The sequence below is a fragment of the Helicobacter pylori genome (assembly GCF_021062735.1).
GTDB lineage: Bacteria > Campylobacterota > Campylobacteria > Campylobacterales > Helicobacteraceae > Helicobacter > Helicobacter pylori_DN.
In genome coordinates this window covers 65,918-91,169 of the sequence record NZ_JAHXLB010000005.1, presented here as the reverse complement: position 1 = coordinate 91,169, position 25,252 = coordinate 65,918, and the positions used below count along the sequence as shown (strand labels likewise).

The following is a 25,252-nucleotide window of genomic DNA, read 5'->3' as shown; positions in this document are numbered from 1 at the left end:
TGATTTGATTTTACCATAGACTTATTGTATTTCAAAAAAAAAAAAAAAAAAGATTTTGGAGTATTTTAACCTATTTATCTTTGGAGTGTTGATTCTTGTAACGATAAAATGATCTTTTGAATTTTATCATCAGTATTTAATGGGAATAAAGCCTAAAACAAGAACGCGTAGCTGACAAAAACTTCTTTATTCCTAAAAACGCTGAAGTTTTGTCGGATCGTTTGTTGCTGCCACACATTGCTAGAGCCAAAATTCTTCCAACTTTGCGCACTCAAGCTATAGTAAGGGATTTTTAACCCCACATTAAAGCGGTTGCGCTTGCCTATATACAAAGAACCCCCAAAATTCACAAAAAAACCCCCACCCGCTGCAAAAAATTTATCCTCTTGATTCGTGTTTTGATTTTTATATTGAGAACTCCACAATATGGCGTATTCCACCCCACCCCCACCAAACACGCCTATTTTAAAAAACAGCATTTTTTCTGTTTTTAAAGCGAGTTTTAAAAGGGTGTCTATAGGGAGATTGACAAACACATTCACGTTCAAGCCAAACGCCATGAAATGCCCGTTATTGAAAAGAAAATCTTGAGGGTTTGGGGTTTTTTGCAAATTCAAAGAGCCTTGAGTGTTTGAAGCGGTATCGTAGGTTTTAATCGCACTTGGGTCATAATTGGCTTGGGATAAAAGGGTATTGCCCCCCACTTTTTGACCTAATTGTGCTTTAGCGTATTCTATATCCCCCCACACCCTTAATCCTAAAATATGGTATTTATCAATAGCTATTTCATCGCCTATTTGCCCAGTATAGGACAGGTTTTTACCCCCCTTATAATGGGCTTCTAATTTCTCGCCATAACACACGCTGCTAGGGCAAGTGGGGTTGTCTTTATAGGCTTGTTGCCACATGCTTGTGCGCGTGCTAGCCCCTGTGCCTAGCCTAAAACCCAAATAAATATGGTTTTTCGTTTTAAAAAAAGGCGTTTTTTCAGTGGCATTGCCCCACAAAACCCCCAAACCGGCTAAAAAAACAAGCGCTTTCAAACGCTTTTTTGATTCAATTCTACCCATAATGGCACTTCACTTTGCAACATTTCTTGATTAAAAAATTCCTCTATACTCTCTCGCATGCCCTTTATCTCTGTAAGGGTATTGACGCAGTTGCGAAACGCGCTCGCTTGCATTTCGCCCTTGGCGTAAGCATGCAAATTTTTCCTAAACATGATCACCCCCCTATCCCCATAAAACTCCACCATTTTATCAAAATGTTCTAAAACCAGGTCTTTTTTCACGACTGCGGGCAATTCGGTGGTGTTGTTTCTGATTTGCCAAAATATCCATGGGGCTCTTAAGGCTGCTCGCCCTATCATTAGCCCATCAGCTTGCGTGATTTGCAAGACTTCAAAGGCTTTTTTCACGCTGTCAATTTCGCCATTGGCTATTACCGGCTTTTTTAAAATCCCTTTCATTAAAGCGATGCTTTCATAATCTATTTTGTCTTTTTGGTATTTGTCGCTTCGTGTCCTCCCATGCACCACCACATAATCCACCGGCGCGTCATTCAAGGCATGAGCGATTTCTTTAGGGATTTTTTGATCAAAGCCTAAACGCACTTTCACGCTTGTGATTTTTTTATTAGTGTTTTCTCTGATGGTTTTTAAAAGCTTCACCAAGTGGTTTAAATCCTTCAATAGCCCGCTACCATTACCATGGTTAGCCACTTTAGGAGCAGGGCAACCGCAATTAAAATCAATCCCACTCACATGCTCTAAAGCGTTGATTTTTTCCACCGCTTCTTTGACTACGCCCTCTTTAGAGCCTGAAATTTGTGCCATGAAATGATCTTCTAAATGGGATTTTTCCAACATTTTAGAAGTTTTATCAAACGCATACACCAACGAATGCGAGCTCACCATTTCGCTTGTGGTAACATCTACGCCAAATTTTTTCACCACGCTCCTAAAAGGCAAATCCGTATAGCCTGCCAAAGGGGCTAGAAAAAGCCATTTTTTATTCTTAAAGTCCATTCATTCTCATATCAAAGTTTTTTGCTGTATTTTGACACAATCAAGGTTAAAAAGCGCTTTAAAAACTTATCGCTGGATTGAAATGAAGCTCTTTTATAGATCCGTTAAACTCTGTTTAAAACGGGTTAAAAAATCATGCGTTGGTTGTTTTAAAAACTCTGCGTATAAAACAGGCCGTAAGCGTTTAGGGATATTCAATCTCCTAGCTTTGTCTTTAAAATCCTTTGGCATGCTTAAAGTTTTTTGGGGTTTAAGGGCGATAAACGCATGCTCTTTATCCTTTTCAATGATGAATTTTTGAGCGATTTCTAGGCTAAAAAAATGGCGTTTGATTTCTTCTTTTTGAGAAAAGCTCAACACATACCCCTTTTGCTTTAAGATTTTATCCACCATAAAAAGCGCATTTTGCGAATACTTAAAAAAAATGATCCCATGCATTTGTGAAACGGGCATCAAAGAATAAAGCCGCTCTTTTTCTTTATCCAAAAATTTAAAACTTTGGATAATGCCCTTAGAATAATGTTGCATCAAGGAGTTAGCGTAATTTTTCCTAAAAAAATTGCGTTTGAATTTTAAAGAAGAATTAGAATCATCTTCAAAAAATTCCCAATCTTTAACGAGCGCTTTAAGGGTTTCTTTAGGGGTGTAAAGTAAGGGGCGAACAATCGCATAAAACCCTCTTTTTTCATAAGCTTGAAAGCTTAAAAGCGTGTTCAGTCCGGCTCCTTTGCTTAGTTGCATCAAAAACCATTCCAGCCTGTCATTCAAGTGGTGTGCTAAAATCAAATGCTTGTAAGAATGCTCTTTGATCAAAGTTTCAAAAAAATCATAACGGATCTTCCTCGCTTGCATTTCAAAATTGCGCTCAATCTTTGGAGCGTAGTGGATATAGCATTTTTTATGGTGCGCTTGGGCGAGTTTTTGGGCGTGCTGGATAATTTCAAGGCGTTGTTTTTGCGTGTTGTAATCCACTAAAGCGATGTCAAAAGCGATATTTTCTTCAACTAAAAGATGAGACAAGCAAGTAGAATCCAACCCACCCGAAAAACCCAATAAATTTTTCCCCCCTCTTAAAGGCTCTAAATAGGTTTTAAAATCTCGTGCTATCAAATCGGCATTAAGCATAGATTTAATTCATCGCATTCTTTCACAAAAATTCCTTGCGAGAAAGAATGCTTTTCAACAAGCTCGCGCTTTCTATGCCTAAAATTTCATTCCTGAGTTTTTCTACTTCATGCAAACTCGGGGCTTTTTCATGGACGGCTTCATTGCGAATATCTTGAATGAGAGTGAGGCTTTTTGAAAAAGAATAATTGATGAATCGGTTTAAGTTTTCTTCTAAATGGTATTGGATTTTTTCGTGTCTGAGTAAAAATTTAATACTCCCAAGATTGGGCTTTTGAGTGAAAAAATCTTCAAGTATCAAAGATTTTCCTTGGACTTTATAATTTAAATCATAAAGGTTGGGATCTTTTTCACACGCCTTTAAAAGGACTTTTTTAGCAAAAAGATAAATTTCATATTCTAAAGTTTTAGAGTATTTGACGATGATGCTTGTAAAATCATTCAAAAGATCGTTTTCGCTTTGTAAAAGCTCTAATTCTGCATGAATGATGTTATTGATGCTGTCAGGGTGTAAGAGGTAAAAAAGCCTTTTGCCAAAAACAAAACGCATGAAATTTTCTTGCATGATCAAATATTCTTTGCTTTTATACACGCTCAAATAATGTTTTTCATCGCCTAAAAAATAAGAACGCTCTTCTTTCAACCTCACCGGCAAAGGATAGACATAATTATTCCCATAAATAGCGTAAGTGTGGTTGTTGGGCACGATGAAATTGGCTAAAAATTGATCCCTTAAAAGGCTAAAGTCTTCCCTGACTAATTCCCTTAAATAGCTGATAATAAAAAAGTCTTCCACTTCCAAATTTTTTTCTTTATAATAACTAGGGATCAAACTCTCATCAATCTCTTTAGAAACCTTTATCACCTTAGCGGCAAATAAATTAGCGTAATCGGTCAAAAAAAGCTGCAAAAAATTTTCTTCATTGGTGGCTTTGTAAATCTCTTCTAAAGAGTCTTGCTTTTCTTGATCGTTGAGCTTTGATCGGATTTTACCAAAGCCCACTTGGGATTTTTCCTGTAAAACGCTTAAATGTTGTTGGATAACATCTTTTTGATAGTAAGGGTTATAGAGGATTAAAAGATGGTTCATGCCTTGCCTTACTTTAAGATTTCTTTAAGATTCTTCTTGATCTCATCAGGATTTTGCTCGTATTCTTGGATGAGTTCTTTTAAAATTTCAAACAATTCGTCAAAATCCTGTGGGTATTCTTTCTTAAAACCCACGATCAAATCCAAAGTCTTGCCCGCCTTGTTTGATGGATCGTTTTCGCCCTCAAGAGCGTTTTTTATATCCAAAACCATATTGGCAATGCGAGCACTCTGCACGGGGCTTGAAATGCGTTTGAATAAAGAGCCTCTAAACGCGTTTAAAAGCTTAAGAATTGGGCAAATTTTAGAAAACATCGCCTTTCCTTTAAAAGATTTAAAACACCGCTTACTAGCCAAAAACTAGCAAGCGTTCTAGCGTTGGCACATTCGGTATTTTAACACAAATTCAGTTCATTCCTCTTTTAGGCTCAACATCTATAAAATCTTCGCCCTTGATAAAATCTTCGCCAGTTTGAATCCACTTTTCAAGTCCTTCACTAAACTCTTGCGTTTTTTTAACGCTTTCTTCGCATGCTTGAATGCATTTTTCCAGTTCCAACGCCATTGGGAAACATGTCTGTTTGAATCTGGTTTCATCATTGATGAGATTTAAGATTTCTTGTTTTTGTCCGTCAAAATTAGATTTCATTTCTTCTTTAGCTTTTTCAAGTTTTTCTATTTCTTGGCTTTCTTTCCAAGAATCCCACACTTCAAAAGCAAGACCGATAAGCGGTAAAGCTTTGTTCAAATTGCTTGCCAATTTGACAGCACCCCAAGGTTTGAATTTCAAAGCCAAATCTATGTCTGTAAATTTTGCCACAGCCACTATCGTGTCTCTAGCCAGTTTGATATTAGTTGCATTGATGAACCCGCTTTGATTTAAAAATTGATTCCAATTTTCCCCAATGTTCCGGCATGTTTTTCAAAAGAACTCATATCGGCGTTAAAACCCGTTTCAATTTTAGCCATTTCATTGAAGATCCCTTGCGTTTGCCTTTCAAATTCATTTTGGACTCTTGTGTCTATATTGATACCTTTATCGCCTATTTCTCTAATAATAAAATCATTAAAGGTTTCTAGGCTGGTGCCAGAAACTTGAAGGATGAGATCGCTGAAATACCTCGTTATAAATTCTTTTAAATTAATGCGGGCTTGAGAAATTTCTCCGTTTAGATCTTGAAGATCCTTTCGCCTTTTTTCAAGCGTTTTATTCAAATATTCCATTTCTCCATTAATATCTTGCAACGCTTGTTTTGCGGGCGGCATTTGCCTATAGACCACATCTTGAATGACGCTTTTTTTGGCTTCTTCCATAATGGTTAATTTCCCGCCATTTTCTTTAATCTTTTTTTGCGTCGCGTCTTGCAAGGCTTTGATATGTGAGAGCTTTTGAAACTCTTCTTGATGCTTTAGCCAGTGTTCCACCCCCAAATCAAAAGGGTTTGCCGCAACAGCGACAATAATCAAACTTTCTTTTTCTTCTTCGCTTAAAAAAATCAATTCATTCAGTCGGCTTTGGATGTTTTCTTTTTTGATTTTAAATCTTTTGTTGTAATCTTCTTCATCTTCAATATCCGCTTCTTCATCAAAACGGCTGATGACAAATATCGTCCTGGATAAAAGATTGAGCGTCCTAAACAACCAGTTCAAATCGTCCTTATGGCTTTCTTTGATAGGGTTTGACGGATTGAGCGCGTATAAAATGAGGTGGGCTTCGCTGATATATTTTTTCGTAATATCTTTATAGCGTTCTATTTTGCCGCTATCAGTTATTTTTTCTTTAAACCCGAATAGTCCCGGGGTGTCAACCAGCTCCATTTCATCATCTATGTTATAGATTTTAACTGCATCGCTGGATTCTTTGTGGTCTATCTTCATGCTCTCATCTAGCCGATCGATCCAAGCTGCCGCTATGGAGGTTTTCCCGCAAGAAAAACCTCCCACCAACGCCACTTTAAGTTTTTGATCGCCCACATTTTCCATCGCATTACGGATCTTGTCTTTGAGAGACTCTTCAATATTGATGCCGTATTCTTCCCCAGTATGGACAAAATCAAGTAATTTTTGGAGATTTTTTTGATTCCTCTCTTGATTTTTCTTAAATTGTTCTAGCGTTTCATTCTTCATTGCATGCTCCTTGTTTTGATATTGTTAGATGGATACTATTAGAAATGTATCCTAATTTTTCATGGGCTTCTTCCAATTGTCTTTTCATGCGTTCGTAATTATCAACAGGTCTAAGATTGGCTTTGAGTTTTCCAATCTTTTCCCATATGTCTTTTTTGCGACTTTCAAGTCGGCTTTTCACATCCTGCACAATTTTTTCACAAATTTGATGTAAATTCTTATCCACTTCTTTTTTTGTTGGGATCTTTTATATCTTGAACTAAAAAAGCTCCAGATTGATCTGGCTATTCCAACTAATCCTGTAATAATCCCTGCAGTCAGAGCAAGCCAACCCATAGGATTCCAAGCGTTAAATATCCCAAGCAAACCCAAACCTCCTATTGAAGTGGCTAATTTTGTTCCATCAATGCCGCTATCAGTATCAAAATCAAGATTAAAGCCTCTATCAATACTGATGTGCTCTAACATTGCTAGAGAATCTTTAATTCTGTATTCAAGTTGTTTAATAGCTTCTTTTATCTCTCCATCAAATCGTTTCTCACATTCTCTAAACTGCCATTTTATGTCTTCATGCAATGTTTCAATTCCTTGAATGAGTTCATTTTCAAAAATTTCTTTACATTCCTCATCTTCAATATTTTTGTTAATATGCGCATACATTTTTTCTCTCAAGTCAGATTTGAATTGATCGATTTTGCTGAACGCTGAATTGGTTAAATTGGATATATATTTTTCTTTAGAACGATCCAAATTATCACAAACTTCTTGGTGGTGATTCTTTATTTCTCTGATGGTTGGATCGATCTGTTTTTCAATCGTGGTTACGATCGCTTTTTGCAATTTTTCTATCACTTTTAAGGCTTTATTGCAGTTGGATTCTATGATTTTTTTGCGTGAGTTTTCAAGAAGCGTTCCGGCTATAAATTCACCTAATTGTTTAAAATGAGATTTCAATAACAATTCTTCTACTTTAAAAATTGCTAGAAATTTTTGTTTGTTTTTATAAAAATCAGTCTCTGGCAGTAGTGCCGATGAAAGGCCATAAAAAGCCACTTGGGTGCTGACTATTTGGTGTCCCTTGTAGTGTTTGCCTAAAATGGCTCTCATCTTTTCATTCAAATCTCTTAAGCTTTCTTTTTCGTTTTCATCAATAAGCCCATCTTTAAAAGCTCTCGGGTTGTTAATCGGTTTGTTGAAAATCGTCCATACCTCTGTTTGCGAATCAAGTTGTTTTTGGATTTTTTCAATCGTCCCTTCTTTCCTCTCTTCTCCTTTTTGCGGAGGAGTGGGCTTTTTGGTAACATAAAAAATAGCATGGGCTTTTTGCGTTGCGTTAGAAATTTGTTCAATAACTTTTTTTCGTCGCCTTCTATCCCTGGAACATCCAGTAAAGTAAAGGTTTTGTTGTTGTGTTTGAGGGTGTAAGATTTGGTTTCTGTAGTGAAATCGCTCCTCCCATCGCCTATAATCGCTCCATCTTGAAATTTTTCTAGCTCCAAAAGAGCATGCCCGCTGCCTCTATGATTTTTCTCTGAATAGAGCCGCTTGAAGCGCTCTTGTTGATCCATTTTGCCTGGTTCTTTAAAAAACAGCCTCAAGCATTCAATGAGGGTTGATTTCCCCGCACCGGTTTCCCCATAAAAAGCAATGGTAAATTTTTCCAACTCTTCATTATTTTTTAAACTTTCAAGCTCTTTTAAGCTCTCAGACTCTAGTTTTTTGAACAACTCTAGGGCTTTTTGGTTGAACTTTCTTAATCTCTCATCGCCGCCATCGGTATTTTCAAAAATCTTTTGGAGATCTTTGATGCTTTTCTCCACATCAGAATAAATCTTTTTCATTTTTGTCTCTTGCCGGAATTTTCTGACGCATTTTAACAAAAAAAAAACGCAAACCCCCACGCTACAGCCACGCTACAGCCACGCTTTTAGCCCTATGGCTAGCTTTTAAAAAGCCCTTAAAACCTTAGCGAGTAAGATATTGTCTTTAAATTCGCTAGGCATAATCATATAATGCCCGGGTTTTAAAGGGGTGGCTAGTTCGCTGTCGTTGATTAAGATTTCCCCATCCACTTCAGGCGCCCATCTCAAATCCCTTGCTTTGTAAAAATACTCGCCCTCTTTATTTTCCACTAACGCCTTAATGGGCCTATTTAACAAAGCCTTAAAGGAATTGTTCTGGTGTTTTAGAGCGATTTTATTCAAGGCTTTGATGCGAGCGTTGATGATTTTTTTAGGCACTTTCTCTAAAGAATAGGCATGCGTGTTTTCTTCAGCGCTGAAAGCAAAAATATTCAACCGGTCAAACCGGAACTCGTCCAAAAACGCGCTCAATTCCTCAAATTCGCCCTCATTTTCTTCCGGATGCCCTACAATGATCGTGCTTCTGATAAAGCTTTCTTTAACCTGCTTCATGGCATCTAAAAGCTTTAAATGGTGCACTTGGCTGGAGTTGCGCCGCATTTTTTTAAGCATGGAGTCGCTGATATGCTGGATGGGCATGTCAAAATAATTTTGAAAAATGGGCGAACTTTCAATCGCACCAATAAGCTCTAGCGTGGTGCTAGAAGGGTAGAGGTATAGAATGCGAGCACTCTTTAAGGCTTGCTGTTTGTCAATCGCGCTAATGAGCTGGATCAAGCCGTCTTTTTGCCCTTTATCGTATAAAAAGGAGCTAGAGTCTTGAGCGATAAAAGTCATATCCGTATAGCCTTTAAGCGCGAGATTTTCCACTTCTTTTAAAATGGAGTCTAATTCCCTGCTTTGTAATTTCCCCTTAAAGCTAGGGATAGCGCAAAAAGAGCATTTTTGATTGCAACCCTCAGAAATTTTCACATACGCATGCACGCTAGAACCTGTGATAATACGCGCGTTATAATGCTCGCTCAAAAACACTTGCTCGCTGAACTGGTTTTGTTTTTTAGCAATCATTATGTCAATCTTGTCATAATCCCCCACGCCGGTAAAAATATCCACTTCAGGGATCAACTCTTTGATTTCATCTTTATAGCGTTCGCTCAAGCACCCGCTCGCAATCAAAATCGCCCCCCTTTTTTTGTCTTTAGCGGCGTTTAGAATGGTTTGGATGCTCTCTTGTTTGGCGCTTTCAATAAAACCACAAGTGTTGATCAAAATCACATCAGCGCTCTTAGCGTCATTAGTGAGCGTGTAGTTATAAAGCTTGCCTAACATCACTTCTGAATCCACCAAATTTTTAGAGCAACCTAATGAAATTAAGCAGAGTTGTTTGTTTTCTTTAATTTGCATGTTAATGGCTTTTTAAGTTTTTCAAATCCACTTCCCAAAAGAAATCAATCCATTCAGGAGCGTCTTTTAAAAACGCATCGGCTTTGTATTTCGCGCTTGTTTTTTGGAACAAACTCGCGCTATAAAACTTTTTATCAGGGTGTTTGTCTTCTAACACTTTAAGCACCGCTTCTAAAGAATTACCGCTATCTACGATCTCATCTACCACAAGAATGGTTTTTAAACGCTCTTTGATCGTGGGGATATTTTCAATTTTTAGGGCGTTTTGTTGGTTGGTGGTGTCATAAGAAATCGCATTGATGCCATAAACTTCCCTTAAATTCCAGTGCAAACTCAAAAAATGCGCTAAAGTCATGCCCCCTCGCATCACGCACACAAGGGCTTCTGGGACACCGCAAATGCTCTCTACTTGTTTGACTAATTCTAGGCTGTCTTTCAAAAAGGTTTCATAAGAATAATGCATTATAGTCCTTAAATTTCATAATATTGCTTCAAAAAGGTTGTATTCGCCACGCCGTCAAATTCCCTTAAATCCAAGTCGTTTAAGGCTAATTCTAGGGCGTTTAAGGCGTAGGTGGTTTTATAGACAGGAATGATCCCCATGTGGTTGATACGAATGAGTGCGTCTTTATAAGGCTCTTGACCGCCCGCAAATTGCACCTGGTATTTTTCTTTTAAAAGGTTTCTCAATTCTTTGGCATGCTCGTTAATAATCGTTGTCATGCTCAAGCTTGGGCTTTTAGGGAAAATCTTTAAACCCAAACCTAAAACGGCTTTTTGAGTGGCTAAAGCGACTCGTTTAGTTTCTTTATAAAGTGCTTCAAAGCCCCCTAAATTTTGCACCAATTCAAAATAGCGTTGCAACCCTAAAGTGTGTAAAATAGGAGCGGTGTAGCTTGTGGTGTTATTTCTTTGGTTTTTCAATTCGCTCTTTAGATTGAAATAAAACCCCACATTGCGTTCTTCTATGCACTCAATCGCCTTCTGGCTCAATGCGATTAGGCTCATCGCAGGAGGCAGCATGAACGCTTTTTGACTCCCTCCAATGAGCGCATCAACATGCGTTATTTCTAAAGGCTCAACCCCTAAAGCGGTGATAGCATCTACTATCACAAAAACATTCGGGTTAGTTTCTTTGATCGCTTGAGCGATTTTTTCTACAGGGTGTCGTAACCCCCCACTGGACTCGCATGCTTGAATGCAAAACGCATCAATGTTAGGGTTGGCTTTAAGCGCGTTTAATATCCCATCCACTTGAGCCGGTGTGTCCCATTCATAGACTAGTTCATGGGCTTTGATGGAGTGGGCTTTAGCGATCTTGCCAAACCTTTCGCCAAACTTGCCCGCATTAACAAAAAGCAACTCTTTTTGACACAAAGCAACCACGCTCGCTTCCATAGCCCCCGTCCCGCTGCTATTTAAAAGCAAAACTTCTTCTAAACCGGTCATTTTTTTTAAATTTTCTCGCACGCCTTGGAAAATCTTTTCAAAATCTTTGGTGCGGTGGTGGGGCATTGGCTGAGAAAAGCTTGAGCGCATCTCTTCGCTAATGGCTACAGGGCCTGGAGTGAAAAGCAACATTTTAAAATTAACCTTTAATTTTTGAGAGAATTTAAAAGCTATCATACTAAAACGCGCTTAAAATTAAGCCTTATTGTTTAAGAAAATCGCTTTTTAATGCAAATAAAATGCTAAAATGCCATGATTTAAAAAGAATTTAAGGCAATGATTGGATAAATTTGGTCTTCGTGCGTGTTTTCTAACCCTTTTTTTTAGCGGGTATTCTAAAAAAGCTCCAGGAACGATAGGGAGTTTGGTAGCGTTGTTACTAGGCTTGCCTATTTTAATTTTTTCGGCTAACACTTTGTTTTTAGCGGCCATTTTGATTGGGCTTATCGCTATCACTCAAATAGATAAGAAAGAAGAGGAGAGCAAGATCCATGACAGCTCTTATATTGTGATAGACGAATTAGTGGGCATGTGGTTGGCGATGGCGATTAGCGGGTTATCGTTAGCGGGCGTGGTTTTGAGTTTTATCTTTTTTAGGATCTATGATATTACTAAGCCCTCACTCATTGGCAAGATAGACAAAGAAGTTAAAGGGGGCTTAGGGGTTGTGGCTGATGACGCTTTAGCGGGTGTTTTAGCCGGATTGAGCGTGTTATTAGTCATCAATATTTTAGGATTTTTTAACATTAAACTTTAATTTTAAGAAAATTCAAAAGCCTTTTTTTAGGTAAATATAGATAGACTTTATTGCAATCGTTTTTAGGGAGTTTGATCGTGGAATTTTGCGTTTTATTTGGTGGGGCGAGTTTTGAGCATGAAATCAGCATTGTGAGCGCGATCGCGCTTAAAGAAGCGCTAAAGGATAGGATTAGATATTTTATTTTTTTAGATGAAAACCATCATTTTTATTTGATTGAAGAATCCAACATGCATTCAAAATACTTCGCTCAAATCAAAGAAAAAAAATTACCCCCCCTAATCCTTACGCATAATGGCTTGCTTAAAAACTCGTTTTTAGGCACTAAAATAATAGAATTACCCTTAGTGATTAATCTTGTGCATGGGGGCGATGGCGAAGATGGGAAATTAGCGAGCTTGTTAGAATTTTATCGTATCGCTTTTATAGGCCCTAGGATTGAAGCGAGCGTGTTGAGTTATAACAAATATTTAACCAAGCTTTACGCCAAAGACTTAGGGGTAAAGGCTTTAGATTATGTTCTTTTGAATGAAAAAAACCGTGCTAACGCTCTAAATTTGATTGGCTTTAATTTTCCTTTTATAATCAAGCCTAATAACGCTGGGAGCTCTTTAGGGGTGAGCGTTGTGAAAGAAGAAAAAGAATTGATTTACGCTTTAGACGGCGCGTTTGAATATTCTAAAGAGGTTTTAATAGAGCCTTTCATTCAGGGAGTGAAAGAATACAATTTAGCCGGCTGCAAGATCAAAAAGGATTTTTGTTTTTCCTATATTGAAGAGCCTAACAAACAGGAATTTTTAGATTTCAAACAAAAATATTTGGATTTTTCACGCACCAAAGCCCCTAAAGCGAATCTTTCTAACACCCTAGAAGAACAATTGAAAGAAAATTTTAAAAAACTCTATAACGATTTGTTTGATGGCGCGCTTATTCGTTGCGATTTTTTTGTTATAGAAAATGAAGTGTATCTTAATGAGATTAACCCCATTCCTGGCAGTTTGGCCAATTATTTGTTTGATGATTTTAAAACAACGCTAGAAAATTTAGCGCAATCATTACCCAAAACCCCTAAAATCCCAATCAAAAACTCTTATTTGTTGCAAATCCAAAAGAATAAGTAATGGCCAAACGCAGTATCGCTTATTTGGATAGCGTTTTTGACATTTCCTACACTTTTATAGACCACCATAGCCCTTTAAACGCCTTGTTTTTGCATGGTTGGGGGAGTTCTAAAGAAATCATGCAACAAGCGTTTCAAGGCTGTTTTTTAAATTACAACCATTTGTATGTGGATTTGCCCGGCTTCAATCAAAGCCCTAACGATGAAAAAGTCTTAGAGACTAAAGATTATGCTAATATCATCAATCTGTTCTTAAAAAGCGTGGATAAAAAAGCGCATGTCGTTTTTGGGCATAGCTTTGGAGGGAAAGTAGCGATCTTGTGCGAAAACGAACGCATTGTTTTATTGAGCAGCGCAGGGATCTTAGAGCCAAAACCTTTAAAAGTGCGTTGTAAAATCCTTTTAGCTAAAATCTTTAAAAAATTAGGCTTGAATTTAGGGTTTTTGAGGAGTAAGGACGCTATGGGGCTTAATCAAGCGATGTATGAAACCTTTAAAAAAGTAATTAGCGAAGACTTTAGCGATCATTTCAAACGATGCGAGAAGGAAGTTTTATTATTTTGGGGTAAAGATGATAAAGCAACCCCCTTAAGCTCCGCTCAAGAAATGCAAACCTTATTAAAAAGAAGCACGTTATTCGTTTTGGAAGGGGATCATTTCTTTTTTTTAAACCAAGCAAAAGAGATTGAAAAACTAGTGGAGAATTACCATCATGCAAAGTCTTAGTTGGCTGAATTTAGCGTTTCGTTGGCTCTTTATAACAGGGCTTGGCTATTATATAATGACTTTATTGCAATGGTATCATTACAGCGTGTTTAGGATCTTAACCAAGCACCACAAAATGCGTTGGCATGGGATTTATTTTTTATTGCCTTTGGGGATGTTTATCCTATCGTATGCTTTCAAAATGCCGTTTGTTTTTGATTTCTTTTGCGGCGTTATTCAAATGCCCATGCTCATTGTTTGGGCCAAACGCAACGACAAGCCTTTAGTTTTCACGCCAAGGGTGAAGCGCTTTTTCATCTTCTTATTACTCTTTTTAATCTTGCATGAAATCTTAAATATAGAACTAGTCCCTTTGAATGGGATTTCACTCGCGCTAGGCTATTTGTGTTTATTCACATTTGTTTTGAGCGCTTCTTTAATCTTTGAAAAAGTCCTATCTAGGCGGTATTTGCAAACCGCTAAAGACAAAATCGCCTCTTTAAAAAATTTAAAAGTCATCGCCATTACCGGAAGCTTTGGGAAAACCAGCACCAAAAATTTCTTGCTTCAAATCTTACAAACCACATTCAACGCACATGCAAGCCCCAAAAGCGTCAACACCCTTTTAGGCATTGCGAACGATATTAACCAGAATTTAGATGATAAGAGCGAAATCTATATCGCTGAAGCCGGAGCAAGGAATAAGGGCGATATTAAAGAAATCACCCGCCTTATTGAACCACACCTTGCCGTGATCGCAGAAGTGGGCGAACAGCATTTAGAATACTTTAAAACTTTAGAAAATATTTGCGAGACTAAAGCGGAATTATTGGATTCCAAACGCTTAGAAAAAGCCTTTTGTTATTCTGTAGAAAAAATCAAACCCTATGCCCCTAAAGATAGCCCTTTAATAGATGTTTCTAGCTTGGTTAAAAACATCCAATCCACTTTAAAAGGCACTTCTTTTGAAATGCTTTTAGATAGCGTTTGGGAAAGCTTTGAAACGAAAGTTTTAGGCAGATTTAACGCTTATAATATCGCTTCAGCCATTTTAATCGCTAAGCATTTAGGCTTAGAGACCGAAAGGATCAAACGGCTTGTTTTGGAACTCAACCCTATTGCCCATCGTTTGCAACTTTTGGAAGTGAATCAAAAAATCATCATAGACGATAGCTTTAACGGGAATTTAAAGGGCATGTTAGAGGGCATTCGTTTAGCGAGTTTGCATCAAGGGCGTAAAGTCATTGTAACACCGGGCTTAGTGGAAAGCAATACAGAAAGTAATGAGGCTTTAGCGCAAAAAATAGACGGGGTTTTTGATGTCGCTATCATCACAGGGGAGTTGAATTCCAAAACGATTGCTTCCAAATTAAAAACCCCCCAAAAAATCTTACTCAAGGATAAGGCGCAATTGGAAAATATCTTACAAGCCACCACGATTCAAGGCGATTTGATTTTATTCGCTAATGACGCCCCTAATTACATTTAGGAAATGAACATGCAACATTTATACGCTCCTTGGCGCGAAAGTTATTTGAAAGAGAAAAATAAGAGTTGTATCTTTTGTGAAATTTCTCAAAACCCTACAAAAGATCCAGAGAACAGAGTGCTTTATAGAAATAGCGATCTCTTTGTGGTGATGAACGCCTACCCTTATAACCCAGGGCATTTGTTGATCGTTCCTCATGTGCATCAAGCGAGCGTTGAACTTTTAGATCTGAACACTTGGCTGAACATGAATAAATTAGCGCCTAAAGTGTTAAAAGCGTTGTATGCTTATGGCGCTCAAGGGATCAATTTAGGTTTGAACTTGCACAGAAACGCCGGAGCAGGGATTCCTGAGCATTTGCACATGCATTTAGTGCCTAGGTTTTTAGGCGATAGCAATTTTATGAGTGTTATCGCTCAAACCAGGGTGTGCGGGATTGATCTTAATGAAACCTATCTTACCTTAAAAAACTTATTAGAAAAGGAGCTTCATTGAAAACAAACGCTTTTAGTTTGGGTGTGCTACAATTGATTTTAATTCATTTTAAGGAGTGTCAGCGATGAAGGCGCGTGGGTTTAAGGCAAAGATGCGTGGTTTTAAAATTTTTTCAGGGAGCGCTCACCCTGCATTTGGCAAAGAAGTGTCAAAGCATTTAGGCTTTCCCTTATCCAAAGCGGTGATAGGCAAATTCAGCGATGGCGAAATCAATATCCAAATCAGCGAATCGGTGCGCGGTAAAGATATTTTTATCATCCAACCCACTTGCGTGCCTGTCAATGACAATCTAATGGAATTGTTAGTCATGGTAGATGCTTTAAGGCGCAGTTCGGCCAATTCTATCACAGCGGTGTTGCCGTATTTTGGCTATGCCAGACAGGACAGAAAAGCGGCTCCAAGAGTGCCTATCACGGCTAAAATGGTCGCTAATTTGATGCAAGAAGTGGGGATTGAAAGGATCATTACGATGGATTTGCATGCCGGGCAAATCCAAGGCTTTTTTGATGTGCCGGTAGATAATTTATACGGATCTATTGTCTTTAGAGACTATATCCGCTCTAAAGCGTTAAAAAACCCTGTGATCGCTAGCCCTGATGTGGGTGGGGTTACAAGAGCTAGGTATTTTGCCAATCAAATGGGCTTAGATTTAATCATCGTGGATAAGCGCCGTGAAAAAGCTAATGAAAGCGAAGTGATGAATATTATCGGCTCAGCCAAGGAGCACGATGTGATTTTAGTGGATGATATGATTGATACTGCAGGCACGATCTGTAAAGCCGCTTTGGCTTTAAAAGAGCAAGGGGCGACTTCTGTCATGGCGTTAGGCACGCATGCGGTTTTGAGCGGGAATGCGATCAAGCGCATTAAAGAAAGCGCGTTAGATGAAGTGGTGGTAACTAACTCTATCCCTTTAGTTCAAAAATGCGATAAAATCACCACTTTAAGCGTAGCACCCTTATTTGCGGAAGTGATCAGAAGGATTTATCATAACGAAAGCGTCCAATCGCTTTTCACTTAAAAAAGGGGATAAAAGAAAAGCGGGAGTGGTGGATTCTGTAGGACTTGAACCTACGACCAATCGGTTATGAGCCGAGTGCTCTGACCAGCTGAGCTAAGAATCCAAAATTCCCAAAGGATGGTTTGCTATTGTATCCAAAAATATAGCGAAAAGCAAGCAGGTTTTCTAGGATTGCAAACAGGATCATAAAAGTGATAAAACTGCTCCCCCCATAGCTGAATAAGGGTAAGGGAATCCCCACCACAGGGGCTAACCCTAAAGTCATGGCGATATTCACGCTGGAATAAACAAAGATTAAAATAGAAATCCCAAGGGCTACAATCTTTAAAAACCAATCGCTGTTGCTTTCAAACAGATAAAAAAATAAATGCAAACTCAAGCCTATATAAATCGCAAAAAGCAACATAGCCCCTAAAAACCCAAAACGCTCCACGAAGTAAGCAAAGATGAAATCGCTCGTTGCGATAGGCAAGAATTTGAATTTGGTTTGCGTGCAAGCCTCTTTAGATTTGCCTAAAAACCCGCCCGATCCTATAGCGATAATGGATTGCATGACATGGTAATTGGGCTTTTCAGAAAGAAAGTCTGCGATGCGCTTTTTTTGATAATCATGCAAAAAATGATAAGCGACAGGCGAAGCCACTAAAAGAGCGATAAAAAGAGGGAGCCACACCCTAGTCCTTAAACCCACGATAAGTAAAATCCCAAAACCCATGATGAGCACAATAAGAGCCGTGCCTAAATCAGGCTGTTTTAAAATCAAAGCCGCCGGTAAGCAAATGTAAAAACTAAGCTTTAAAAACATGCCCCAATCATAGCCCTTAAAAGGAGGCGGGTTTATTTTAATCAAATGCGCCAATAGTAAAAGGATAGCGATCTTCACGGGTTCGCTGGGCTGTAAAGTGATAGAAGTGAAAGAAATGACTAACCATCGCTGCGCCCCAAGCTTGCTAGACCCCATAAAATCCACTAACGCCAATAAAATCACGCACGCCCAATAAAACACAAAGAGCCACCGATCGAGCTTTCTAAAAGGGATAAAAAACACGATCCAAAAGAGAAGAAACCCTATCGCATAATAAACCCCTTGCTTTAAGCTCAAAACCGCGCTGCTCTCAAAAATCAACAAAAAAGAAACCACCAACAAGGGGATGATAAACACAAAAGGCAAAAGATCAAAATGTATCCAGATTCTTTTGTCTAATGCCATGCGTTTTTCATAACCCCTAATCTTATGGTTTTAATTTTTTGATTGTATCCAAATTGAGATAATTCTCCTTAAAGAGAGAAGTTATCATGCCAACTTCATCAGGCAAATTGACTTCGCCCGTCTCATCATTAAAGCACTTTTCTAGCACTTTCAAATACGCAAACCCAATGCCTTCTGTGATAACAGCAGCGGTTGCACCCCCTGCAACACTCCCCACAACAGGAATGAATTTAAGGAAACCATTAACGAGCGTTCTCCCCACTTGCGCGGCAGCGGTTACGCTTAACAATCCTACGACCAAACTCGCACCCACAGATTTATCCAAATCCATTCCAAAAGCGTCATTCATTTTATAGATCATTCCTGCTTGAATGGGCGCGATAGCGAGCGCATCGCTAAAGGGTATGGGGATAAGCCCAGCCGCTCCTGATGCAACATGGATAATGGTTTTACATTCCTCTATCATGGCCTGTTTTCTTTCTTGGATCTTAACTTTTTGAACACGCAAAAAATGGTTTTTCATAGCGTCTGAAAGACATTTTTTCGTTTCATCTACCAATTCTTCTAAACCTTCAACAGGGACTTTCAACCCCCTAAATGAAAAGGCAACGGAATTAACTCTCACATAAGCTCTGACAAAACCTTTAAACCCCCATTCTTCGTCTATGATCCCTTTAGTTTCTTTAACAAAGGCATCGCCGGCTTTTTCTTGTGTGTTGGTGAAAACGAAAATCGTTGGGATATTCCAATTTCTAGCAAAGCTTAATAACTCTCTCTCTCTCTTGAACCCTACTAGAAGTCTCCTTAACGCACAGATACGCCACATCAATGGCTTCTTTTTTATCAAGCGTTTTAAAAGAATCTTCCATTTCTTTTTTAATGCTTTGCATGGTGTCGTGGTAATCTGCAGCTTCAATGCCTTGAGTGTCCCAAAAAACCAAGCCTTTCTGTTCATCAATGTATTTTCCAATGTGCTGATTAATAGGCTCTCCTACAGCTGTTTTAGCGATTTCTTTACCAAAGAGAGCGTTAATGAACGAGCTTTTACCACTCCCAGTATACCCCATAAGCAAAATATTCATTTTGCTCTCTTTAATGCCTTTGAGATTTTTAAAGTGTTCACGAAGTTTATCTGTATTTAATCCGCCCGTTTCTTTATTGAACGCACCGCCTAAAGAGTTATCGTGTTCCATTAGAACCCCTTTAAAAATGATTTGAGCCACACAATATTGTCGCACCGATTATAGCGTATTAAAATAATGAAATAGGATTTTTTTAAGGTTTTGAGTAGAATAATGGTTTTTAAAAATGCAAAAAAGAGTTTGGATGCAAAAAGTTTTCATAGCCCCTACCCATTACAAACGCATTGATGAATTTTTAGCCAAAGAATTGCAAATTTCTAAAAACCAGGTATTGAATTTGATTAAAGAGGGGCTAGTGTTTTGTCAAAAAAAGGAGGTCAAAAAAGGGGGGCTAGCTTTAAAAGAGGGCGATGAAATCACGCTTTTAACGCCCAAAATCGCGCCCAAACCCTTAAAAAAAGAGCTTGATTTAGAAATAGAAGTCATTTTTGAAGATGAAGACTTGTTAGTGTTGAATAAGCCCCCTAATCTAGTCGTCCATAAAGCCCCAAGCGTGAAAGAGCCTACTTTAGTGGATTGGTTGGAATCTAAAAATTACGAGCTTTCTAATCTTGGCTTAAAAGAGCGCTATGGGATTGTGCATCGTTTGGATAAGGACACAAGCGGAGGGATTGTCATCGCTAAAAACAATTTTACCCATGTTCATTTGAGCGAGCAGCTCAAAACTAAAACAATGGGGCGCTATTATATCGCCTTGCTTTCAATGCCCCTAAAAGAAGAAAAAATGAGCGTGGAATGCTATTTGACAAGAAATCCTAATAACCGCTTAAAAATGATAGCGCTCAAAGCGGCTAAAAAAGAAAAAAGCCGCTATTCTAAAAGCGAATTTACTAGCTTACTGACTTCTCAAAATGGCATGGATTTGATAGGGGCTAAACTATTCACCGGGCGCACGCACCAGATCAGAGCGCATTTAGAATATTTGAACAGACACATCATAGGCGACAATCTTTACGGGCTTAATGGAGCGCTTCCTAAAGAAGAAATAAGGATCATGCTGCATGCCTATTTGATAGAGTTCAAACACCCTAGAAGCGAGCAAAAACTGCGCTTTAAAGTTCCCCTATTAAAGGATATGTTAGAATACCTTAAAAAAGTTTTTGACAAGGAGAATTTAGATGAGGTCTTGGATGAAGAAAAAATACTTCACGCTTTTATTGCAAAGTAGTGTGGTATTAGCGGTTTTTATAGGGTGTTCTTCTACCAAGAATCATACTTTTTCAGCCCTTAACAATCAAGAAAATACAGACCCTAATCTCCCGGTAGTTTATTCTGTTAAAACGATTAACGATGTGAGTTCAGTGGGTTTTGAATGGCCTAAAATCGCTGATACTTATGATATTGATGGGTTTATTTTGTATCGTTTGAAAAAAGACTCCAAACTTAAAAGAATCGCCACGATTAAAAACCCTTATGCGACCCACTATTATGATGAGGGGCTAGAAACAGAAAGTTCTTACGCTTACCAGCTCGCTACTTACAAGGGCGATAAAATCTCTAAACTTTCAGAACCCATTTTAGTAAAAACCTCTTTTATCAATCCTGTAGAAAGCGTGTTTGCAAGCCTTGAATACCCTAAAAGCGTGAAAGTCTTTTGGAGCCCGCACCCTAACCCTAGCGTTTCTAAATACATCATTCAAAGGCAGAATAAAGACGGCAAATTTTTAAATGTAGGGGCTGTAAAAAACCGCTTGTTTGTGGAGTTTTTTGATAAAGATTTAGAAGATGGGAAAAAATACCGCTACCAAGTCATCGCCGAAAATTTCATGGGGGATAAATCTAGGCCTAGCATCATAGTAGAAGGGAAAACCAAAGATTTACCCAAAGAAATCGCTAATGTTAGAGTGAGCCAAAACCTCACACGACACATTGAATTGAGTTGGGATAAATCCCCGGAAGAAGATGTGATAGCTTATCGCATTTACGCTTCCAATAACCGCAACGATAAATACAAATTCATCGCTCAAACCACCAACACTTCCTATGTGGATAAAATAGAAAAAGACAACCTCACTCGTTATTACAAAGTCGTCGCCCTTGATAAAACGCATCTTGAAGGGGCATTACCCAAAGAGCCTGCAATAGGTGAGACCGCTGACAGACCCGAAGCCCCTATCATCACTAAAGGGACTATTCAAGACTCTTCAGCCCTCATTCAATGGGAAAATAACCCAAGCGCTAAAATAACCACTTATGCGGTGTATCGTTTTGAAGCCAACTCTAAAACCCCTTTGCGCTTTGGGAATATCACCAAAAACCAATTCGTGGATAAGGACATGAAAGTGGGCGTGGCTTACCGCTATCAAGTGGTGAGCGTGGATAAAGATGGTTTAGAATCGCACCCAAGCAAAGAAGTGCGTTTGTTTTTAGAGCGCTAAAAGGGTTTTAATGCCCCATTTTTTAGCCAAGCTGGATTTTAAACCTTTAAAATACCCCTTAATTGAAGGGGATTTTTGTTTTCATAAGGAATTTTTAAGCTTAAAACACCCCACTAAAAGCTGTGTGTATGCGAGTTTTAAGGATCATATTTTTTTATTGCAAAAAATCAGGCGAGCGAATGATTTTTTGATCAAAAGCGAAAAAGCAACGCCCTTAAAAAGAGAGGTTTTAAAGCAAGTTTTAAGGATTTATTCGCAATCTTTTGAAGTCATTTCGCATAATTTGCAAGAAAATTCTAAACATGCGAGCGGAAAAAAAGCCCTTGATTTAGGAAATTTTGAAGACTTTATTCAAAAAAATCAAGCCCCTATTTTAGTAGAAATTGGTTTTGGGAGCGGCAGGCATTTGATAGAATTAGCCAAAAACAACCCTACTAAAACATGCTTAGGGATAGAGATTCACACCCCGTCTATCGCACAAGCGTTAAAGCAAATTGAGTTGCTGGATTTAAAAAATCTGCACATCTTGCAAGGCGATGGCCGTTTGGTTTTAGAGAGCATGCCACATCACAAGTGCGAGAAAATTTTTGTGCATTTCCCTGTGCCATGGAATGAAAAAAAACACCGCCGGGTGCTAAGCGAAAAGTTTTTAAACGAAGCTTTAAGGGTTTTAAAGCCTAAAGGGTTTTTGGAATTACGAACCGATGATAGCCTTTATTTTGAAGACAGCTTGAAATTAGCCCTAAAAAACTTTCAATGCGAGATAGAAATCAAAAAAAACGCTCAAATACCGGTTGTCAGCAAGTATGAAGCGCGTTGGAACAAACTCAAAAAAGATATTTATGATTTAAGAATTTATTCTTTAGAATGGAATGAAACCCCTTTTTACAACCATGCATTTGATTTTTCTTTTGATACAATAACAATGAGTAAAAAGAGCGTTAAAACGATTTTAAAAACCAAAAAAATCATCCAAGAGGGGTATTTTGTGCATGTTTGTAATATTTATGAGAATAAGGGGGATTTTTTAGTGGAATTGAGTATGGGGGATTTTGATTGGCCTGTGCGTTTGTTTGTTTTATTAACAGAAAATCAGATTTTTTATCTCAATAAAAGCCCCTTAAAAACCTTAAACAACCACAAAGCGCATCTTTTGCTTCAAAATATCCTAAGCCAAAAGGGAATTGGATGAGTGTGATCATCGCAGCGAACAATCTATGCTTACAATACCAGCAAAACGAACCGGTCATTAAGCATGCGAATTTACGCATCAAACGCAAGGATTTTGTGTTCATTTCAGGGCCTAGCGGGAGCGGTAAAAGCACGCTTTTGCGATCGTTTTATGGGGATTTAAAACTTTTTAGCGGTAAATTAGAAGTTTGCAATATCAATATGAACAACGCTTCAAAATCAACGATTTTAGATTTGCGTAAAAATATTGGCGTGGTTTTCCAAGATTATAAATTGATCCAAGATTACACGATTGAGCAAAACATCAAACTACCGATGGTAATTTGCGGGATCAAAAAAGAAGAATGCCACTTGCAGCTAGAAAAACTTTTAGGGCATATTGATTTACGCCATAAAGCTAACCGCTACCCCAAAGAACTCAGCGGAGGCGAACAACAGCGAGTGGCTATGGCTAGGGCTATGGCGAACTGCCCTGAACTCATTTTAGCCGATGAGCCTACTGGGAATTTAGACGATTATTCTAGCGATAAAATCTGGAGCTTATTAAGGGGCATGAACACGCAATTAAACGCTACGATCGTGGTGGTTACACACAAATTCCCTAAAAATTTTAGCGCTTATCACCGAAAATTTTACATAGAAGATGGGGAAGTTTATGAATACTCTTAAAAAGCATTTAGCCTTTATCATTCCCCTAGTAGCGTTATTGTTTAGCTTGGAGTGTGTGTTGTTTATCAATCAAGCGATCGAGCAGAAAGAAAAAAAATTGATTGAAGATTATTCGGTCGTGTTAGCCAGCACGCAAAAATTAAGCTTGGAATTGTTGCGTCAAAATTTTAGCGAAATCATAGCGTTAAAAGAAATTGATCCTAATTACTCTTTAGAGCCTCTTCAAAAAACTTTAGGTACAGACGGGCTTAAGGAATTAAAAAAAAATTTACCCTTTTTTTATTCTTTACAACTTTCCACATTCCCCACTCAAGAGCGTTTAGAAAACATTAAAGAAAAATTGCTCAAAATCCCTGGCGTTCAAAAAGTTGAAGTCTTTGCCAAAACTTACATGCAAGTGTATGATCTCTTGAGTTTTATTAAAGCAGCGGTCTATATCTTTGCGTTAGTGGTCTTTGTCTTATCGGTTTTATTGATGTTCAAGCAAGTCCGCATCTGGATCTATCAATACCATGAGAGGTTAGAGATCATGGATTTATTAGGGGCTTCGGTGTCTTTTAAAAACGGGTTTTTGTATAAAATAGCTTTAGTGGATTCTTTAATCGCTAGTTTTTTAGCCCCCATGCTCATGCTCTATACCACTTCGCAAAAAGGTTTTGAAAAAACGATGGATACTTTGGGTATTATAGGAGGCGCGTTTGTTTTAAACCATTTTTTATGGGGACTGCTTTTTAGCCTTGTGGTCTCATTTGTTTCTGTTTTACTTGTAGCTTGGAGGACTAGACATGTATAAATTAGGGGTGTTTTTGTTAGCCACCTTACTATCAGCTAACACGCAAAAAGTGAGCGATATTGCTAAAGATATCCAACACAAAGAAACCCTCTTGAAAAAAACCCATGAAGAAAAAAACCAACTAAACAGCCGTTTGAGTTCTTTAGGCGAAGCGATCCGCTCTAAAGAGCTTCAAAAAGCGGAAATTGAGCACCAAATGGTTGCCTTAAAAAAGAGTCTTGAAAAAAATCGTAACGAAAGTTTGGCGCAAGAAAAAGTCCTAACCAACTACCGCAAGTCTTTAGATCATTTGCAAAAACAACGATCATTTTTACAAAAGAGGGTGTTTGATACGCTTTTAGAGGATTTTCTTTTTTCACAAGCCCTAAAGGGGCAGAATTTAGCCTCTTCTAATGATGTTGTTTTGCAAGTAGCATTTGAAAACTTGCACCAAAGCACTCTATCTAAAATGTCGCAACTGAGCCAAGAAGAAAAGGATCTCAATGTGCAAGCTTTAAAAGTCAAAAGCAGCATTCAAAAAATCTCATCTGTCATAGATGAGCAAAAAACTCGTGAAGTAACCTTAAAATCCTTGCAAACCGAACAAAATAAGCTCATTTTGAGCATGCAAAAAGACTATGCGATCTATAACCAGCGATTAACCCTTTTAGAAAAAGAGCGCCAGAATTTAAACGCTCTTTTAAAACGCTTGAATATCATCAAACAAAATAAAGAAAATGAAGAAAAAGTCAGTTTGAAAAAATCTTCTCAAGCCTTAGAAGTCAAACAAGTAGCGAGTTCTTATCAAAATATCAACACCACGAGCTATAACGGGCCAAAAACGATCGCTCCCTTGAACGATTATGAAGTGGTGCAAAAATTTGGCCCCTATATTGACCCGGTTTATAATTTAAAAATTTTTAGCGAATCCATTACGCTAGTGTCAAAAACCCCAAACGCTTTGGTGCGTAATGTTTTAGACGGGAAAATCGTGTTCGCCAAAGAAATCAACATGCTTAAAAAAGTAGTTATCATTGAGCATAAAAACGGCATCCGCACGATTTATTCTCAATTGGATAAAATCGCCCCCACCATTAAAAGTGGCATGCACATCCAAAAAGGCTATGTTTTAGGGCGCATTGAGCAACGCTTGGGCTTTGAAGTTACCATGAGAGAAAAACACATCAACCCCTTAGAACTCATCGCACGCAATTAAGATTT

At 38.2% G+C, this 25,252-nt stretch carries 26 protein-coding genes, 1 tRNA gene and 1 pseudogene; 12 read left to right on the top strand and 16 right to left on the bottom strand.

Annotation, left to right across the window (positions count from 1 at the left end):
* Window positions 1-152: 152 nt before the first annotated feature.
* The 12 genes and pseudogenes from KX581_RS03455 to KX581_RS03400 form a co-directional block, all read right to left on the bottom strand.
* Window positions 153-1,070, bottom strand: coding sequence for an outer membrane beta-barrel protein (locus tag KX581_RS03455; RefSeq protein WP_231175594.1), 918 nt, complete (start codon window positions 1,068-1,070; stop codon window positions 153-155).
* On the bottom strand, window positions 1,040-2,026 hold the full coding sequence (locus KX581_RS03450; protein ID WP_231175593.1) for a tRNA dihydrouridine synthase: 987 nt from the start codon (window positions 2,024-2,026) through the stop codon (window positions 1,040-1,042). Before KX581_RS03450 ends, KX581_RS03455 begins: the two co-directional genes overlap by 31 nt.
* 93 nt (window positions 2,027-2,119) lie before the next feature.
* Complete coding sequence (gene tilS, locus KX581_RS03445; protein ID WP_231175592.1) at window positions 2,120-3,151, bottom strand: tRNA lysidine(34) synthetase TilS; 1,032 nt, start codon at window positions 3,149-3,151, stop codon at window positions 2,120-2,122.
* 22 nt (window positions 3,152-3,173) lie between these two features.
* A complete protein-coding gene (locus tag KX581_RS03440; RefSeq protein WP_231175591.1) occupies window positions 3,174-4,241 on the bottom strand; it encodes an HP0729 family protein in 1,068 nt (355 codons plus the stop codon).
* Between the two features lie 8 nt (window positions 4,242-4,249).
* Window positions 4,250-4,555, bottom strand: coding sequence for a radical SAM protein (locus KX581_RS03435; protein ID WP_120871598.1), 306 nt, complete (start codon window positions 4,553-4,555; stop codon window positions 4,250-4,252).
* Window positions 4,556-4,646: 91 nt separating this feature from the next.
* Window positions 4,647-6,367 (bottom strand): annotated as a pseudogene (locus KX581_RS03430) (LeoA/HP0731 family dynamin-like GTPase).
* On the bottom strand, window positions 6,357-6,548 hold the full coding sequence (locus KX581_RS03425; RefSeq protein WP_231175590.1) for a hypothetical protein: 192 nt from the start codon (window positions 6,546-6,548) through the stop codon (window positions 6,357-6,359). The pseudogene KX581_RS03430 and the gene KX581_RS03425 overlap by 11 nt, the downstream one beginning before the upstream one ends.
* The gene (locus tag KX581_RS03420; RefSeq protein WP_231175589.1) at window positions 6,545-7,486 is read right to left on the bottom strand and encodes a hypothetical protein; all 942 of its coding nucleotides are present in this window, start codon (window positions 7,484-7,486) and stop codon (window positions 6,545-6,547) included. The genes KX581_RS03425 and KX581_RS03420 overlap by 4 nt, the downstream gene beginning before the upstream one ends.
* Before the next feature lie 5 nt (window positions 7,487-7,491).
* A complete protein-coding gene (locus tag KX581_RS03415; protein ID WP_231175588.1) occupies window positions 7,492-8,208 on the bottom strand; it encodes an AAA family ATPase in 717 nt (238 codons plus the stop codon).
* 105 nt (window positions 8,209-8,313) lie between these two features.
* The gene (rimO, locus tag KX581_RS03410; protein ID WP_231175587.1) at window positions 8,314-9,633 is read right to left on the bottom strand and encodes a 30S ribosomal protein S12 methylthiotransferase RimO; all 1,320 of its coding nucleotides are present in this window, start codon (window positions 9,631-9,633) and stop codon (window positions 8,314-8,316) included.
* Window position 9,634: 1 nt separating this feature from the next.
* Window positions 9,635-10,096, bottom strand: coding sequence for a phosphoribosyltransferase (locus KX581_RS03405; RefSeq protein ID WP_231175586.1), 462 nt, complete (start codon window positions 10,094-10,096; stop codon window positions 9,635-9,637).
* 8 nt (window positions 10,097-10,104) lie between these two features.
* Window positions 10,105-11,214 carry a pyridoxal-phosphate-dependent aminotransferase family protein gene (locus KX581_RS03400; RefSeq protein WP_231175585.1) on the bottom strand — a complete coding sequence of 370 codons (1,110 nt, stop codon included), beginning with the start codon at window positions 11,212-11,214 and terminating at the stop codon, window positions 10,105-10,107.
* 148 nt (window positions 11,215-11,362) lie between these two features.
* Between KX581_RS03400 and KX581_RS03395 the strand changes: the two genes are divergently transcribed.
* From KX581_RS03395 to KX581_RS03370, 6 genes are all read left to right on the top strand, one after another.
* Window positions 11,363-11,839 carry a phosphatidylglycerophosphatase A family protein gene (locus KX581_RS03395; RefSeq protein WP_231175584.1) on the top strand — a complete coding sequence of 159 codons (477 nt, stop codon included), beginning with the start codon at window positions 11,363-11,365 and terminating at the stop codon, window positions 11,837-11,839.
* A gap of 77 nt (window positions 11,840-11,916) precedes the next feature.
* Window positions 11,917-12,960, top strand: a complete 1,044-nt coding sequence (locus tag KX581_RS03390) for a D-alanine--D-alanine ligase (RefSeq protein WP_231175597.1) — start codon at window positions 11,917-11,919, stop codon at window positions 12,958-12,960.
* A complete protein-coding gene (estV, locus tag KX581_RS03385) occupies window positions 12,960-13,685 on the top strand; it encodes a lipase EstV (protein ID WP_231175583.1) in 726 nt (241 codons plus the stop codon). The genes KX581_RS03390 and estV overlap by 1 nt, the downstream gene beginning before the upstream one ends.
* Window positions 13,672-15,153, top strand: a complete 1,482-nt coding sequence (locus tag KX581_RS03380) for a Mur ligase family protein (protein WP_231175582.1) — start codon at window positions 13,672-13,674, stop codon at window positions 15,151-15,153. Before estV ends, KX581_RS03380 begins: the two co-directional genes overlap by 14 nt.
* Window positions 15,154-15,162: 9 nt before the next feature.
* Window positions 15,163-15,648, top strand: a complete 486-nt coding sequence (locus KX581_RS03375; protein ID WP_231175581.1) for an HIT family protein — start codon at window positions 15,163-15,165, stop codon at window positions 15,646-15,648.
* 64 nt (window positions 15,649-15,712) lie between these two features.
* Complete coding sequence (locus KX581_RS03370; protein ID WP_080280280.1) at window positions 15,713-16,669, top strand: ribose-phosphate pyrophosphokinase; 957 nt, start codon at window positions 15,713-15,715, stop codon at window positions 16,667-16,669.
* 26 nt (window positions 16,670-16,695) lie between these two features.
* Here the strand turns inward: KX581_RS03370 and KX581_RS03365 are convergent.
* The 4 genes from KX581_RS03365 to KX581_RS03350 all read right to left on the bottom strand — a co-directional run bounded on the left by KX581_RS03365 (window position 16,696) and on the right by KX581_RS03350 (window position 19,072).
* Window positions 16,696-16,772, bottom strand: a tRNA-Ile gene (locus KX581_RS03365).
* A complete protein-coding gene (locus KX581_RS03360; protein ID WP_180629458.1) occupies window positions 16,734-17,879 on the bottom strand; it encodes an FtsW/RodA/SpoVE family cell cycle protein in 1,146 nt (381 codons plus the stop codon). The genes KX581_RS03365 and KX581_RS03360 overlap by 39 nt, the downstream gene beginning before the upstream one ends.
* Window positions 17,880-17,901: 22 nt before the next feature.
* Entirely contained in the window at window positions 17,902-18,705 is an 804-nt protein-coding gene (locus KX581_RS03355) for a YcjF family protein (protein WP_231175580.1), read from the bottom strand.
* Window positions 18,632-19,072 carry a GTPase gene (locus KX581_RS03350; protein WP_231175579.1) on the bottom strand — a complete coding sequence of 147 codons (441 nt, stop codon included), beginning with the start codon at window positions 19,070-19,072 and terminating at the stop codon, window positions 18,632-18,634. Before KX581_RS03350 ends, KX581_RS03355 begins: the two co-directional genes overlap by 74 nt.
* Before the next feature lie 133 nt (window positions 19,073-19,205).
* Between KX581_RS03350 and KX581_RS03345 the strand changes: the two genes are divergently transcribed.
* Genes KX581_RS03345 through KX581_RS03320 form a run of 6 tightly spaced genes read left to right on the top strand, consistent with a single transcriptional unit; the run spans window position 19,206 to window position 25,247 of the window.
* Window positions 19,206-20,189 carry an RluA family pseudouridine synthase gene (locus KX581_RS03345; protein WP_120871578.1) on the top strand — a complete coding sequence of 328 codons (984 nt, stop codon included), beginning with the start codon at window positions 19,206-19,208 and terminating at the stop codon, window positions 20,187-20,189.
* Window positions 20,152-21,399, top strand: a complete 1,248-nt coding sequence (locus tag KX581_RS03340) for a fibronectin type III domain-containing protein (protein ID WP_231175596.1) — start codon at window positions 20,152-20,154, stop codon at window positions 21,397-21,399. The genes KX581_RS03345 and KX581_RS03340 overlap by 38 nt, the downstream gene beginning before the upstream one ends.
* A 10-nt stretch (window positions 21,400-21,409) precedes the next feature.
* A complete protein-coding gene (gene trmB, locus KX581_RS03335) occupies window positions 21,410-22,591 on the top strand; it encodes a tRNA (guanosine(46)-N7)-methyltransferase TrmB (RefSeq protein ID WP_231175578.1) in 1,182 nt (393 codons plus the stop codon).
* Window positions 22,588-23,259 (top strand): ABC transporter ATP-binding protein, encoded by a 672-nt coding sequence (locus KX581_RS03330; RefSeq protein WP_000111069.1) that lies wholly within the window; start codon window positions 22,588-22,590, stop codon window positions 23,257-23,259. The genes trmB and KX581_RS03330 overlap by 4 nt, the downstream gene beginning before the upstream one ends.
* Window positions 23,246-24,052: an FtsX-like permease family protein gene (locus KX581_RS03325; protein WP_180755292.1), complete on the top strand. Its 807-nt coding sequence runs from the start codon at window positions 23,246-23,248 to the stop codon at window positions 24,050-24,052. The genes KX581_RS03330 and KX581_RS03325 overlap by 14 nt, the downstream gene beginning before the upstream one ends.
* Window positions 24,045-25,247, top strand: a complete 1,203-nt coding sequence (locus KX581_RS03320) for a murein hydrolase activator EnvC family protein (protein ID WP_120871570.1) — start codon at window positions 24,045-24,047, stop codon at window positions 25,245-25,247. The genes KX581_RS03325 and KX581_RS03320 overlap by 8 nt, the downstream gene beginning before the upstream one ends.
* Window positions 25,248-25,252: the final 5 nt, after the last annotated feature.

Bases quoted from the DNA above. Each gene is read 5' to 3' on its own strand.
- KX581_RS03370 (WP_080280280.1), top strand. From the start codon at position 15,713: ATGAAGGCGCGTGGGTTTAAGGCAAAGATGCGTGGTTTTAAAATTTTT.
- KX581_RS03450 (WP_231175593.1), bottom strand. From the start codon at position 2,026: ATGGACTTTAAGAATAAAAAATGGCTTTTTCTAGCCCCTTTGGCAGGC.
- KX581_RS03360 (WP_180629458.1), bottom strand. From the start codon at position 17,879: ATGGCATTAGACAAAAGAATCTGGATACATTTTGATCTTTTGCCTTTT.
- trmB (WP_231175578.1), top strand. From the start codon at position 21,410: ATGCCCCATTTTTTAGCCAAGCTGGATTTTAAACCTTTAAAATACCCC.
- KX581_RS03350 (WP_231175579.1), bottom strand. From the start codon at position 19,072: ATGGAACACGATAACTCTTTAGGCGGTGCGTTCAATAAAGAAACGGGC.
- KX581_RS03415 (WP_231175588.1), bottom strand. From the start codon at position 8,208: ATGAAAAAGATTTATTCTGATGTGGAGAAAAGCATCAAAGATCTCCAA.
- rimO (WP_231175587.1), bottom strand. From the start codon at position 9,633: ATGCAAATTAAAGAAAACAAACAACTCTGCTTAATTTCATTAGGTTGC.
- KX581_RS03320 (WP_120871570.1), top strand. From the start codon at position 24,045: ATGTATAAATTAGGGGTGTTTTTGTTAGCCACCTTACTATCAGCTAAC.
- KX581_RS03355 (WP_231175580.1), bottom strand. From the start codon at position 18,705: ATGTGGCGTATCTGTGCGTTAAGGAGACTTCTAGTAGGGTTCAAGAGA.
- KX581_RS03400 (WP_231175585.1), bottom strand. From the start codon at position 11,214: ATGTTGCTTTTCACTCCAGGCCCTGTAGCCATTAGCGAAGAGATGCGC.
- KX581_RS03325 (WP_180755292.1), top strand. From the start codon at position 23,246: ATGAATACTCTTAAAAAGCATTTAGCCTTTATCATTCCCCTAGTAGCG.
- KX581_RS03405 (WP_231175586.1), bottom strand. From the start codon at position 10,096: ATGCATTATTCTTATGAAACCTTTTTGAAAGACAGCCTAGAATTAGTC.
- KX581_RS03435 (WP_120871598.1), bottom strand. From the start codon at position 4,555: ATGTTTTCTAAAATTTGCCCAATTCTTAAGCTTTTAAACGCGTTTAGA.
- KX581_RS03440 (WP_231175591.1), bottom strand. From the start codon at position 4,241: ATGAACCATCTTTTAATCCTCTATAACCCTTACTATCAAAAAGATGTT.
- KX581_RS03455 (WP_231175594.1), bottom strand. From the start codon at position 1,070: ATGGGTAGAATTGAATCAAAAAAGCGTTTGAAAGCGCTTGTTTTTTTA.
- KX581_RS03340 (WP_231175596.1), top strand. From the start codon at position 20,152: ATGAAGAAAAAATACTTCACGCTTTTATTGCAAAGTAGTGTGGTATTA.
- tilS (WP_231175592.1), bottom strand. From the start codon at position 3,151: ATGCTTAATGCCGATTTGATAGCACGAGATTTTAAAACCTATTTAGAG.
- KX581_RS03330 (WP_000111069.1), top strand. From the start codon at position 22,588: ATGAGTGTGATCATCGCAGCGAACAATCTATGCTTACAATACCAGCAA.
- KX581_RS03345 (WP_120871578.1), top strand. From the start codon at position 19,206: ATGCAAAAAGTTTTCATAGCCCCTACCCATTACAAACGCATTGATGAA.
- KX581_RS03375 (WP_231175581.1), top strand. From the start codon at position 15,163: ATGCAACATTTATACGCTCCTTGGCGCGAAAGTTATTTGAAAGAGAAA.
- KX581_RS03380 (WP_231175582.1), top strand. From the start codon at position 13,672: ATGCAAAGTCTTAGTTGGCTGAATTTAGCGTTTCGTTGGCTCTTTATA.
- estV (WP_231175583.1), top strand. From the start codon at position 12,960: ATGGCCAAACGCAGTATCGCTTATTTGGATAGCGTTTTTGACATTTCC.